The 13,068-nt window shown below is 69.9% G+C and carries 12 protein-coding genes; 8 read left to right on the forward strand and 4 right to left on the reverse strand.

The genetic code is table 11. The features are described 5' to 3' along the window. Window positions 1-51: 51 nt before the first annotated feature. The gene (locus D893_RS10580; protein WP_018945591.1) at window positions 52-789 is read left to right on the forward strand and encodes a hypothetical protein; all 738 of its coding nucleotides are present in this window, start codon (window positions 52-54) and stop codon (window positions 787-789) included. A 69-nt stretch (window positions 790-858) separates the two neighbouring features. Here D893_RS10580 and D893_RS10585 read toward each other — a convergent pair whose 3' ends face one another. Next, window positions 859-2,064 carry a hypothetical protein gene (locus D893_RS10585; protein ID WP_110619763.1) on the reverse strand — a complete coding sequence of 402 codons (1,206 nt, stop codon included), beginning with the start codon at window positions 2,062-2,064 and terminating at the stop codon, window positions 859-861. 177 nt (window positions 2,065-2,241) lie between these two features. Between D893_RS10585 and mutS the strand changes: the two genes are divergently transcribed. Together mutS and fdxA are read left to right on the forward strand one after the other, a co-directional pair. Next, window positions 2,242-4,896, forward strand: a complete 2,655-nt coding sequence (gene mutS, locus D893_RS10590) for a DNA mismatch repair protein MutS (protein WP_110619764.1) — start codon at window positions 2,242-2,244, stop codon at window positions 4,894-4,896. Between the two features lie 117 nt (window positions 4,897-5,013). Beyond that, entirely contained in the window at window positions 5,014-5,337 is a 324-nt protein-coding gene (fdxA, locus tag D893_RS10595) for a ferredoxin FdxA (protein WP_018870469.1), read from the forward strand. A gap of 30 nt (window positions 5,338-5,367) precedes the next feature. On the opposite strand, the gene D893_RS10600 is transcribed toward fdxA, so the two are convergent. The 3 genes from D893_RS10600 to D893_RS10610 all read right to left on the reverse strand — a co-directional run bounded on the left by D893_RS10600 (window position 5,368) and on the right by D893_RS10610 (window position 7,244). After that, entirely contained in the window at window positions 5,368-5,721 is a 354-nt protein-coding gene (locus D893_RS10600; protein WP_018945588.1) for a DUF4870 domain-containing protein, read from the reverse strand. A gap of 124 nt (window positions 5,722-5,845) precedes the next feature. Beyond that, window positions 5,846-6,739, reverse strand: coding sequence for a DMT family transporter (locus D893_RS10605; RefSeq protein ID WP_018945587.1), 894 nt, complete (start codon window positions 6,737-6,739; stop codon window positions 5,846-5,848). Window position 6,740: 1 nt separating this feature from the next. After that, the gene (locus D893_RS10610; RefSeq protein ID WP_028492309.1) at window positions 6,741-7,244 is read right to left on the reverse strand and encodes a hypothetical protein; all 504 of its coding nucleotides are present in this window, start codon (window positions 7,242-7,244) and stop codon (window positions 6,741-6,743) included. Between the two features lie 166 nt (window positions 7,245-7,410). On the opposite strand from D893_RS10610, the gene D893_RS10615 reads away from it, so the two are divergent. The 5 genes from D893_RS10615 to D893_RS10635 are packed head-to-tail and all read left to right on the forward strand — an operon-like array spanning window position 7,411 to window position 12,911. Then, a complete protein-coding gene (locus tag D893_RS10615; protein WP_019589506.1) occupies window positions 7,411-8,334 on the forward strand; it encodes a UbiA prenyltransferase family protein in 924 nt (307 codons plus the stop codon). Then, entirely contained in the window at window positions 8,331-9,320 is a 990-nt protein-coding gene (locus D893_RS10620; protein ID WP_110619765.1) for a lysylphosphatidylglycerol synthase transmembrane domain-containing protein, read from the forward strand. The genes D893_RS10615 and D893_RS10620 overlap by 4 nt, the downstream gene beginning before the upstream one ends. After that, entirely contained in the window at window positions 9,317-10,612 is a 1,296-nt protein-coding gene (locus D893_RS10625) for an FAD-binding oxidoreductase (RefSeq protein ID WP_110619766.1), read from the forward strand. Before D893_RS10620 ends, D893_RS10625 begins: the two co-directional genes overlap by 4 nt. Further along, window positions 10,609-11,370: an SDR family oxidoreductase gene (locus D893_RS10630; protein ID WP_110619767.1), complete on the forward strand. Its 762-nt coding sequence runs from the start codon at window positions 10,609-10,611 to the stop codon at window positions 11,368-11,370. Before D893_RS10625 ends, D893_RS10630 begins: the two co-directional genes overlap by 4 nt. Continuing rightward, window positions 11,367-12,911, forward strand: a complete 1,545-nt coding sequence (locus D893_RS10635) for a glycosyltransferase family 39 protein (protein ID WP_110619768.1) — start codon at window positions 11,367-11,369, stop codon at window positions 12,909-12,911. The genes D893_RS10630 and D893_RS10635 overlap by 4 nt, the downstream gene beginning before the upstream one ends. The last annotated feature ends 157 nt before the right edge of the window (window positions 12,912-13,068 follow it).

The following is a 13,068-nucleotide window of genomic DNA, read 5'->3' on the forward strand; positions in this document are numbered from 1 at the left end:
CGGGACGGAATGGCATACGATGGATCCACCACCTCCAGAAACGCGCCCGCCATGCTTGCACGCCTGTTCCAGCCCGATCCGGTCCTTGATGTCGACACCCGCGAGTGGATCCGCGCGGTGTTTGCGTGGGTGGACCGTCAGCCCGCCGCCGACCGGCCCTTCGACCCGCCGACCCTGGTGCAGCCCATCCGCGAGCATTTCCCGGGCGAGGCGGACAGCCCGCACGGCATGGCCGAGCAGGTGTTCGCCAGCGTCCGCCGGCATGCGGGCCTGGAGCAGCGCGCGGCCCGCCTGGCGGAACCCGGAGGACTGGCACCGCAGCCGGTCACCGCGCTGGGCGCGGCCAGCACCGGCGGCGAGCGCATCTTCCATTACGACCCGCAGCTGATCGGGAATCGTCAGGCCCTGGTCGGCACCTTCGCGCAGGAACTGGCGGCCTGGTGGGTGGAGGGCATCCGCGAACCCGCCCCGGCCGCCGAGGGCAATGCCGACGCCATTGCCGAGCTGGTGGCCACGCGCATGGGCTTCGGCATCTTTCTGGCCAACACCGCGTTCCGCGTGCGGGTCAACGGCTGCGGGGCCTGCAAGGGCCCGTCGGCCGATCGCGACGCCGACCTCGGCCGCGACGAACTCGCCTGGGCCCTGGCCCTGTTCTGCCGCGACCACGGCATCGCCCCGGCACGCGCCCGCGCGCATCTCGAATCGCCCCTGCGCACCACCTTCCGCAAGGCCTGGCGCTACACCGGGTCGCGCGAGGGCCGCGAAGAACGCCCCGCCGCCACCGCCTGACCGGACAAAAAAAGGCGGTGTCCGGGAACCCCCGAACACCGCCCGTCTGGCACCGAACCAGCGGCGCGATCACGCCTGCTGGGAGGCGCCCTCGGTCGCCGGTTCCGCCCGCAGCAGCTTGCGGTTCAGCCGGAACAGCGTGGCGATCGTCACCACCTGCAGGTAGACCACCGGGGCCAGCAGGGCGAAATACGCCACGCTGAACTGCTCGACGACCCCGTTGGACACCAGTCCCAGATTGATGAAGAACCAGGAGAAGACCACCAGGGCCACCCCCGGGCAGATCAGCGCGTAGCTGACCGGGCTCTTCTTCTCGCCGTGGATGTAGTCACGGAAGTAGCCCAGCTTCTTCATCACCACGTAGCCGATCAGGCCGAACACCAGCTGAGCGCCCAGCACCAGCGAGGTGAACACGAACAGCATCGCTTCGTTCAGCGGAGCGCCAAAACCGTGGTGCAGCCCCATCTGATGACGGATGAAGGCAATGCCCAGCAGGGTCAGGATCGGGATCGCGATCCACAGGCTCGGGCTGGCCGCCTCCGCGATCCCGTAGCGCAGCGTCGACTTGAAGCCCAGCACGAACATCACCAGCCCCAGCACCAGCGCCAGCGCGGCAAACGTCAGCGAGAAGAAGATCCCCGCGGCGTTGATCGCCAGATTCTCGCTCATCGCCCCCGGCGCCGCGAGACCCACGGCGATCATCGCGAACGCGAACACCGCCAGCAGCTGGCTCAGGTTGTTGTTGCCGGTGAAATCGAAATCCCCCTCGGTGAACAGCCGTGCCAGGAAGCGCGAATAGATCACCAGCGCGAAGGCGCCAACCGCCAGGAAGGCCAGCATGGCCAGCGGGAACAGGTACTCGACCACGTTCCACAGCCCCGGCACGAACACCGCGCCGACGATGAAACCGGCGTTGATGGTCATGGCCAGGGTCAGCGGGATCGCCATCAGGGCCACTTCCTGGTTGGAGCGGCGCAGCCGGGCGAAGGCCTCGGTCCGGCGAAACTGCCGGTATTCGCGGATGTTCCACACCAGCAGGCGCAGATGCAGGGCCAAGAAGAACAGGATGCCGGCCATGGCCGCGCCCACCAGCACGGCGATCAGCGGGCCCTCGCCGGTCATCAGCGCCATCATGGCCTCGTACGTGGGGATCGGGGTGTCATAGGGCGTCATGAACATCAGGAACATGAAAAACGTAACGGCCGTGCCACCGGCCCCCAGTGCGCCCAGGAAATACATCGGGCTGTATTCTTCCCCGAGGTTCTTCCGAATCATGCGGGCTCTCCTTTCCTGTTATTTAGTGTTTTCTAATATAAGCACCCTCTTATCCTTGAGCAAGGGAAGTCCCGCGGCCCCCGGACATTCCGGCGATTGCGTCACATAACCCACCGCACCCCCCGCCGGACCCGTTACAATCCGGCCACCGACGCCCCCGAACAGCAGGAACGGCCAGTGAGCGACGCGGACGCCCTGTCAAAACATACCCCCATGATGCAGCAATACCTGCGGATCAAGGCGGAGTACCCGCAGACCCTGCTGCTCTACCGCATGGGGGACTTCTACGAGCTGTTCTACGACGACGCCGAGCGCGCCGCCGGGCTGCTGGACATCACCCTCACCCGCCGCGGCGAGTCGGCCGGCGAGCCGATCCCGATGGCCGGGATCCCGGTGCACACCCTGGAGAGCTACCTCGCGCGGCTGCTGAAGCTGGGCGAGAGCGCGGCGATCTGCGAGCAGACCGGACAGGTGGGCGAGAACAAGGGCCCGGTGCAACGCGAGGTGGTGCGCATCGTGACCCCCGGCACGGTCACCGAGGACGCCCTGCTGGAAGCGCGCCAGGTCAATCGCATGGTCGCCGTGTGCCCGGCCGCCTGCGCTGCCGTGCGCGGCCGCAACGAAGGCTACGGCATCGCCAGCCTGGAGTTCGCCAGCGGCCGTTTCCGGGTGCTGGAGGTCGCCGACGCGACCGAACTGGAGGCCGAACTGGCGCGTCTCGACCCGGTGGAATGCCTGGTCCCCGACCCGGCCCCGGCGATCCCCGGGATCGAGGCCTGGGCCCCGCGACATCATGCCGACTGGCATTTCGACGCGATCTCCGCGAAGCGCACCCTGACCCGGCATTTCGGCACCACCGACCTGGCCGGCTTCGGCTGCGACGACCTGGTGCTGGGCCTGGCCGCCGCGGGCGCGCTGCTGGCCTACGTGCAGGCGCAGCATCGCGGCAACCTTGCCCATATCACCGGGCTCGGGCGCGAACACCGCGGCCAGATGCTGATGCTGGACCCGGCGACCCGGCGCAACCTGGAGCTGACCCGCACCCTGAGCGGGGAGCGCCGCGGCTCGCTGTTCGACCTGCTGGACACCAGCCGCACACCCATGGGGGCCCGGCTGCTGTCGCAATGGCTGCACCAGCCGCTGGCCGACCGGGCCCTGCTGCGGGAACGCCAGCAGGGCATCGCCACGCTGCTGGACCACGCGGCCGAACAAGGCCTGCGCGAGGCCCTGACCGGCATGGCCGACGTCGAACGCATCGTCTCGCGCATCAGCCTGGGCTCCGCACGGCCGCGCGATCTGGTCGCGCTGCAGGCGGCGCTGGAACGCCTGCCCGGCCTGCACGCGGCACTGGAGCCCGCCGCAGGCGAGGCCGACACCCTCGCCGCCCTGCGCGACGAACTCGCGCCGGAGACGGAACTGAGCGAAACCCTGGCCCGCGCGCTGGTCGACGAACCGCCGATCCGGGTCACCGACGGCGGGCTGATCCGCCCCGGCTTCGACCCCGAACTCGACCGCCTGCGCGATCTGGAACACAACGCCGACGGCTTCCTGCGCGACCTGGAGGCGCGCGAACGCGAGGCCACCGGCATCGCCACCCTCAAGGTCGCCTACAACCGGGTGCACGGCTACTACGTCGAGGTGGGCCGCTCGCGCTCGGAGGAGCTGCCCGGGCGCTTCATGCGCCGCCAGACCCTGAAGAATGCCGAACGCTACACCACCGAGGAACTCAAGCGCTTCGAGGACGAGATCCTGTCCGCACGGGAACAGGCCCTGGCGCGCGAGCGCCAGCTGTTCGACGACCTGCTCGCCGGCCTGCAGGGGCGCGCCGACCGCCTGCGGGCGATCGCCGACGCGGTGGCCCGGCTGGACGTGCTGGCCACCCTGGCCGAACGCGCCCGGCGGCTCGACTGGAGCCGCCCCGAACTGGTGCCCGAGACCGGCGTCCACATCGAGCAGGGTCGTCACCCGGTGGTGGAGGCCAGCCTGGACACCCCGTTCGTGGCCAACGACACCCGGCTGGATCCCGAGAGCCGCCGGCTGCTGGTCATCACCGGCCCCAACATGGGGGGCAAGTCCACCTACATGCGCCAGACCGCACTGATCGTGCTGCTGGCCTGCATGGGCAGTTTCGTGCCCGCGGACGTGGCCCGCATCGGTCCGGTGGACCGCATCTTCACCCGCATCGGCGCCTCCGACGACCTGACCTCCGGGCGCTCGACCTTCATGGTGGAGATGACCGAGGCCGCCAGCATCCTGCACAACGCCGGCGAGCGCAGCCTGGTGCTGATGGACGAGATCGGGCGCGGCACCTCCACCTTCGACGGCCTGGCGCTGGCGCTGGCCTGTGCCGAGCGCCTGGCGCGGGAGAACCGCGCGCTGACCCTGTTCGCCACGCATTACTTCGAGCTGACCGCGCTGGCCGAACGCGAACCGGCGGTGGCCAACATCCATACCGACGCGGTGGAACACGGCCACGACATCGTGTTCCTGCATCAGGTCCGCGAGGGGCCGGCCAACCAGAGCTACGGGCTGCAGGTGGCCTCGCTGGCGGGGGTACCCGCCGACGTGCTGCAGCGCGCCCGCACCCATCTGGCCGATCTGGAAAGCCGCGCCCGGGACAGCGACTCGCCCCAGCTGGGGCTGTTCCCGCCGGAGCCGCCCGCACCCGAGACGGCGGAAGAACCCGCCCCGCGGGCACCCGAAGTACCCGAGCCGGGGCGGGACGTCGCGCGGGCCCTGGCGGAACTCGATCCGGACGGCCTGACCCCGCGCGAGGCGCTGGACGCGCTCTACCGGCTCAAGGACACGCTGGAACGGGGAGTCGCGGAATAACAGCCGCAGCAGCCGGGATTCCCGGCCGCTCGGGAGGAGCGGTTACAATACGCCGAACGGACCGAGCGGCGGCACACAGGAGCCGTGGCGTCGCAACACGACCAATGGAGAAGCGCAATGGCTTTCATCGTTCTGGAGAACTGCATCCGGTGCAAGTACACCGATTGCGTCGAAGTCTGCCCGGTGGACTGCTTCCACGAGGGGCCCAACTTCCTCACCATCGACCCCGACGAATGCATCGACTGCACCCTGTGCGAGCCGGAGTGCCCGGCCGAGGCGATCGTCCCCGAGGATGACGTGCCCGAGGACCAGGTGCACATGATCGAGCTCAATGCCGAACTGGCGCGCACCTGGCCGGTGATCACCGCGCGCAAGGACCCGCCGGAAGACGCGGAAGAGTGGGACGGCGTCGAGGGCAAGCTGCAGTACCTGGAGCGCTGAGACCCCGCCCGGAGCCCCGCACTACGGGGCTTACCAGAGCCAGGTGGCCGGGTCCTCGATGGCCCGGTCGTCGCTGTTGCGGATCACGCCCTTGATGCACCGCACCAGCACCCACACCAGGAACAGCAGCCCGATGATCAGCCCGATCCCGATCGCCGCGGTCAGGGTCGCCAGCACGGCCATCAGCAGACCGATCCAGAAGGTCCGGATCTGATACTGCAGGTGGGTCTCGCTGATCGCATCCGCATCGCTGCGCTTCACATGCGCCATGATCACCCCGACCAGGGCCGTGATGGCGACAAAGAAGCCAACGAAGTACAGCACGTAGATGATCGTCACGAACGTGCGCTCGGTGCGGGGTTCATTCGCCAGTTCCGTTTCCATACCTCTCTCCTTCTACGATTCCTGCATTCGCGCGCGAGCGCGCTCCTACGGGTCATTCCGGTGTTTGATTGTGGGAGCGTGCTCGCACGCGAATACGGCGCGGAGGGCTTCGAGCCCACGGGGCTCAGCCCGCCCCGCCCAGCACGATCAGCACGATGCCGACCAGCGCAAAGCCGAAGCCCGCGAGCTGCAGCCGGCTCATGCGCTCGGCCTGAAAGAACCGCGCCAGAAGTGCGGTGGGTGCCGGCGACAGGGCCCCGGCCACCGCGATCACGGATAGAAGTCCGATACGCACCGCCACCACGAAGGCCAGGGTCGCCAGCCCCTGCAGCAGGCCCGCCAGCGCGACCAGCACCAGCGTGCTGCGGGCCATGTGTCGCTCGGGGCGATGCAGCAGCATCACGCCCAGCAGCACCAGCCCGCCCACGCCGCCGGCCATGACCACCGGCCACAGGGCCGAGCCTTCGCTGGCCTGGTCAAGGAACACGAACACCAGGCCGAAGGCGACCCCGGCAAGCACGCCGTCGAACACCCCCAGCAGCGGATGCGGCCCGCGGTGACCGTGGCCGTCCGCCCCCCGCACCGGCGCGTCCGGGTCACGCGGACTGACCTCCCGGGCCCCGCCCGAGACCAGCGCGATCGCCACCACGATGGCCACGATCCCCGCCAGCGAGAACCATCCCGGGCGTTCGCCAAGAGCCAGCCCCGCCGCCAGCGGCACCAGCGCCGACAGCACCCCGGTCACCGCCGCGACCAGCCCCATGTAGCCTTCGGCCAGCCCGCGGTAGTAGGCCAGCAGGCCCAGCGCCATCGCCACCCCCGAGGCGCCGCCCCACAGCAGGGCCGCCTCCCCGGGCAGCCCCGCCATCAGCAATGCCAGCATCAGCAGCGGTGCGGTGACCAGCAGCTGCGAATAGCAGGCCACCACCAGCGCCGAAACCCGCCGCGAGGCCAGGCCGCCGAGAAAATCCCCCGCGCCGTAGCCCAGCGCGGTCAGCAGGCCCAGCAGGAAGGCCATTTCAGTCGCCGGCGCCCTCCAGCATCTGCCGCAGGGCGGCCTCGCTGGCGGCCGCGCCGGTGCCGGTCACCGTACCCTCGCCATCCAGGAACACCACGCTCACATGATCGCGCTGATGCGGCATGAAGCCCATGTCCCCGGGGCCTTCGGTCACCCCGGTGCGATAGGGGCGCTCCTGCATGCGCGGCATGACCACGTTCTCGAGCACGAACGGCGGCATGCCGTGGGTATCGGCCACGTAGCGGATGCCGGCCTCCTCGATCGCCTCGGGCCCCATGTCCCCGAGGACATCATTGGTGATGTCGGCCGGGGCCATCTCCACGGTCATCAGCACCACGCGCGCATCGCCGGGTAGCTCCAGCGGCTCCCCGTGCTGGTCGTTGAGGGTGACGTCGGGGAAGGCGTCGCCCTCGGACAGATCGGCGGCCGCCGGCGCGGCGGCCAGCAGCAGGCCCAGGCCGGCAGACAGGACGACGGTTTTCTTCAGGACGGACAGTGCTTGCATGACAGACTCCCGGTGACAGCGGATTGATCGGAGAAACGTCCCGGATGGTAACCGATCGCACCCGCGCACACTGCGAAACCGGGCACGTGCCCATCTTCGCGGGTGCACCGGCCGGCGCATTTGCCTACACTGCCAGCCCGTTCCGCCGGCCTTTCCGCACGCACCGATGCTCCAGCCGATTTTCAAACTGCTGCGTCCGCACCAGTACATCAAGAACGGGTTCGTGTTCCTTGGACCGGTGTTCGCGCATGCCTGGGAGGGCGAGACCCTGCTGGCGGCCACGCTCGCCTTCCTCGCCTTCTGCGCGATGGCGAGCGCGGTTTACGTGCTCAACGACATTCTCGACGTCGAAGCCGACCGCCGGCACCCGACCAAGTGCCGCCGCCCGCTGGCCAGCGGGGCCATCGGCATCCCGGCCGCGCGGATCATCCTGAGCGTGCTGGTGGTGCTGGCGCTGGCCCTCGGCCTGCTGGTCAGCGCCTGGGTCACCGGGCTGCTGGCGGGCTATCTGGTGCTGAACATCGCCTATTCGCTGGCGCTCAAGCATGTCGTCATCCTGGATGTGTTCAGCATCGCCGGCGGTTTCATGCTGCGCATCCTGGCCGGAACCCTGGGGCTGGGCATCGAACCCTCGCAGTGGCTGCTGCTGTGCGGCCTGATGCTGACCCTGTTCCTGGGCTTCGCCAAGCGCCGCTCGGAGCTGGCGGAAACCGCCGTGACCGCCGGCCCGGCACCCGCGGACCCCGCACCCGAATCCCGGGACGACAGCCGGGGTGACACTCGGGGCGACACCCGGCGCGTGCTGGACGACTATTCCACCGCGCTGCTGGACCAGTTCATCGCCATCAGCGCGGCCTGCACGGTGATCGCCTACGGGCTGTACACCGTCAGCCCGGAGGTCATCGCCCTGCACGGCACCGATGAGCTGATCTATACCCTGCCGTTCGTGATCTACGGAATCTTCCGCTATCTGTACCTGCTGCATTTTCGCGGGCGCGGCGGCGACACCTCGCGCGACCTGTTCACCGATGCCCATCTGCTGGTGACGGTGGTGGCCTGGCTGGGCGTGACCCTCGCGGTGCTGTCGTGAGCGGGAACCCGGTCCTGACCGGCTGGCGCCTGCGCGGGCTGATCCTGTCGGTGATCGTTGCCGCCGCGGCGTATCTGGGCATCGCCATCTGGGCCGGTGCGGAAGAGGTCTGGCACGCGCTGGTGCAGGTCGGCCCGTTCGGCCTGCTGCTGGCCCTGTCGTTGTCGCTGGTCAACTACAGCCTGCGATTCGCCCGCTGGCAGCTGTATCTGCGGGCGCTGGCCCATCGCATCGCTGCGCCCGCCAGCCTGCACATCTACCTGGCCGGCTTTGCCCTGACCACCACCCCGGGCAAGGCCGGCGAGGCCCTGCGCGGCGTACTGCTCAAGCGCCGGGGTGTCCCCTATCCGGACAGCTTCGCTGCGTTCGTCAGCGAACGGCTGTCGGATCTGGTGGCGGTCGTGCTGCTGTCGCTGCTGGGGCTCACGCTGGTGACTCAAGGGACCTCGCTGATCCTGGCCGGCGTGGCGGCCGTCGCCACGGGCCTGCTGGTGCTTTCGCAACGCCGACCGCTGGAGGCCCTGCAACGCCATGCGGACCGCCCCGGCCGGCGGCTGTGGCGCGGCCTGCATCACGCCGCCACCATCCTGCTGCAGGCGCGGCGCTGCCACGCACCCGGCCTGCTCGCCGGCGCCACCGTCCTGAGCGTGGTGGCCTGGAGCGCCGAGGCGCTGGCCTTCTGGTGGATCCTCAACGCGATGGGCTTCGAGGCCGGATTCGCGTTCGCCGCCTTCGTGTTCGCCCTGGCCATGCTGGCCGGGGCGCTGAGCTTCCTGCCCGGCGGGCTGGGCGGCACCGAGGCGGTGATGATCGGCCTGCTCCTGCTGCACGACATGCCGGCGGCGGATGCGGTGGCGGCGACCACGCTGATCCGCCTGACCACCCTGTGGTTCGCGGTGCTGCTGGGCCTGATCGCGCTCGGCAGCCACCCCGACGCACGCGGCGACACGGCCCCGGAGCGCCGACACGACGGGGGACCGGCATGACGACCAGCGGCTGGAACCGCATTCCGCGGGTGGAACACGCCGCGCACAGCGCGCCGGCGTTCCGCCCGGACCGGCTGCCGGAAGGGCCGCTGCTGGCCCACGGCATGGGACGTTCCTACGGCGACTGCTGCCTCAACGCCGGCGGCCATCTGCTGCACACCCGCGGGCTGGACCGCTTCGTCGAGTTCGACACCGACACTGGAGTAATCACCGCCGAGGCCGGGGTCACGCTGGACGAACTGCTGGAACTGAGCGTGCCGCGCGGCTGGTTCCCGCCGGTGGTCCCGGGGACCCGCTTCGTGACCCTGGGCGGCGCGGTGGCCAACGACGTGCACGGGAAGAACCATCACGTCGCCGGCAGCTTCGGTGCGCACGTTAAGCGCATGACACTGCACCGCAGCGATGCCGGCCGCGTCGAGGCCAGCCCCGAGCACAACCCGCGCTGGTTCGCCGCCACCATCGGCGGGCTGGGCCTGACCGGGCTGATCGAGACCGTAACCCTGCAGCTCGTGCCGGTGTCCTCGGCCTGGATGTCGGTGTGGTCGGAACGCTTCCACAGCCTGGACGATTTCTGGGCCCTGGATGCCCGCGCGCGCCGTGAATGGCCCTACACCGTGGCCTGGATCGACTGCCTGGCCGATGGTCGGCGCCATCCCCCGGGCCGCGGGATCTATTCCGCCGGCCGCCACGCGGTCACCCCGCCCCCACGCGCCCGCTTCCGCGAACCCCGGCGGCGGGTGCCGGTGGACCCGCCGTTCTCGCTGGTCAACGGCCCCGGCCTGCGCGCGTTCAACGAGCTGTATTTCCGCCAGCCGCTGCGCCGCAGCCCGCATCCGGCGCATCATCGCGGCTGGCTGTTCCCGCTGGACGGGATCCGCGACTGGAACCGCATCTACGGCCGCCGCGGGTTCTATCAGTACCAGTGCGTGCTCCCCGAACGCACCGCGCGCGATGCCGTCGCCGAGCTGCTGCGCCAGATCGCGCGCAGCGGCCAGGGCTCGTTCCTCGCGGTGCTCAAGACCTTCGGCCGCCAGCCACCGGCCGGGATGCTGTCGTTCCCGCGCCCGGGCACCACCCTGGCCCTGGATTTCCCCGATCGCGGGGCGGCGACCCATGCGCTGTTCGAGCGCCTCGACCGTGTGGTGCGCGAGGCGCACGGGGCGCTCTACCCGGCCAAGGACGCCCGCATGTCCGGCGCGATGTTCCGTGCCGGGTTTCCTGAATGGATCGAGTTCGCTAAGTTGACCGACCCTCAATTCTCCTCCAGCTTCTGGCGCCGGGTGACCGCATGAATCCGCTGAACAACGTCGTGATCTTCGGCGCGACCTCCGCCATCGCCAGTGCCGTCGCCCGCCGTCTGGCCAGCTCCGGCGCCCGCCTGTTCTGCGTCGCCCGCAATCCGGAGCGTCTGGAAAGCCTGCTGGCGGATCTGCGCGTGCGCGGCGACGACGCCGCCGGCGAGCGCATCCGCGGGCTGGCCGCCGATCCCGCCGACCCGGCCACCCACGCCGACGCCTGGACCGCCGCCCGCGAACACCTGGGCGAGGTGGATGCCGCGCTGCTGGCCTGGGGCAGCCTGCCCGATCCCGCCACCTGCCACGACTCGGTGGAGGCCACCCAGGAGGCGCTGCGGATCAACGGCACCAGCGCCGTCGCCCTGCTCACCCGCATCGCCCCCGACTTCGAGGCGCAGGGCCATGGCGTGATCGGCGCCATCGGCTCGGTCGCCGGCGATCGCGGCCGCCAGAGCAACTACGTCTACGGCACCGCCAAGGGCATGCTGGCCACCTATCTGCAGGGCCTGCGCCACCGCCTCGCACCGGCCGGGGTCGACGTGGTCACCCTCAAGCCGGGCTTCGTGACTACCCCGATGACCGAGGGCTTCGACCGCTCGGGACCGCTGTGGGCCTCGCCCGACAGCGTGGCCCGCGGCATCCTCCGCGCGCTGCGCCGGGGCCGCGCGGTGGCCTATCTGCCGTGGTTCTGGCGGGTGATCATGACCATCATCCGCGCCATCCCCGACCCGCTGTTCCGGCATCTGCGGCTGTGAGCCTGCCCGCCGACGCCCCCTGGCCCGCCCGCCACTACCCGGCGGTGCTGCTCGCGGTGATCGCGCTGAAGGCGCTGATCGCCACGCTGCTGCCGATCACCGGCGACGAGGCCTATTTCCTGATCTGGGCCGCCCATCCGGATCTCGGCTACTACGACCACCCGCCGATGATCGGCTGGTGGCTGAGCGCGGTCACCGCAGTGTCCGAACACCCGCTGGTGATCCGCATCCCGGGCATCCTGGTGTCCGTGGCCCCGGCCCTGCTGATCCTCGCTCTGTGGCACCGGCACGACCCGGTGCGCGCCCGCCTGGTCTCGCTGCTGGCGCTGTTCATGCCGCTGCTGTTCATCGCCGTGCTGGTGGCCACCGACACCCCGCTGATCCTGTTCGGCCTGCTGGCCACCGGGCTGGTGTGGTACGCGCTGCGGGAACCGCGCCCGGGCCTGGCGGCGCTGGCCTTCTTCCTCGGCGGGGTCGCGCTGGGGCTGGCGTTTCTGTCGAAATACTTCGCCGTGCTGCTGGGCGTGGCCATCGGCCTGCACATCGTGCTGTTCGCCCGCGAGCACTGGCGCGGCCTGCTGCTGATCATCCTCGGCGTGCTGCCGGCGGTGGCCCTCAACCTGTACTGGAACTGGGACAACTGCTGGTACAACGTGATGTTCAACGTGGTGAACCGCCACGGCGGGGACGGCTTCGACCCCGGCGGCACCCTGAGCTATGCCGCCCTGCTGGTGTACCTGTTCACGCCCTGGCTGCTGTGGTTCCTCGCACGCCAGCGCCGGGCCGTGGTGCAGGGCGTGCGCGAACACCGCCTCGGGGTGTTCGTCTCCGCCGGGCTGATCCCGCTGGGCCTGTTCGCCCTGCTGTCCCCGTTCGCCGGGATCGGGCTGCACTGGCTGGCGGTGTTCGCCCCGCTGCTGCTGGTGCCCGCGCTGTTCCTGACAACCCGCGCCCTGCGGATCTCGGTCTGGCTCTCCGGCCTGCTGGCCCTGCTGCACGCGCTGTTGCTGCTGGCCATCGCCACCCTGCCGGTGGACTGGCTGCGCGGTCACGGCGACCACGCCAGTGCGGTGTTCTACCTCGCGCCCGAGGAGGTCGCCACGCTGACCGAACGCTATTCCGACGCAGACCGGGCCGACGAAGACTGGCATTTCTTCACCCGCAGCTACTCGCGCTCGGCCATGCTGAGCCATTACTCCGGGCACTACTTCGGGGTCTTCGGCGAAGGCTCGCACTACGGCCGCCAGGACGACCTGATCACCGATTTCCGTGCCCTCGACGGCGAGAACTTCGTATTCATCCCGCGCCGTGGCGAGGTCGACCGCGAGGACCTGGAACCGTTCTTCGACCGTGTCGAGATCCGCACCGGCGAGGCCGGCGGCATCCCCTGGCAGGTCGCCGAAGGCCACGGCTTCGACTACGCCGCCTACCACGAGGACGTCCTGCGCCCGACCCTCGAACGCTACTACGACATCCCCGCCTGGCTCCCCGACGGCCGCTGCGCCTTCCGCGAGCGTTACGCCGAGACCGCGGATTACTGACGTTGGGCCGTCCGATGCAGGCCCGGACACCCCCCTCCATCCGGAGGGGGTGTCCCGAATCACGTTCCGGCACACTGTTTTCAGCGCGCGATTTCCCCCTTCTTCCATAGGGCAGGATTTCGCGCGACACTGCCTTCGAACTGGTGGTTACCATCCG

The sequence above is a fragment of the Thioalkalivibrio sp. ALE21 genome (assembly GCF_003208255.1).
Taxonomy (GTDB): Bacteria; Pseudomonadota; Gammaproteobacteria; order Ectothiorhodospirales; family Ectothiorhodospiraceae; genus Thioalkalivibrio; species Thioalkalivibrio halophilus.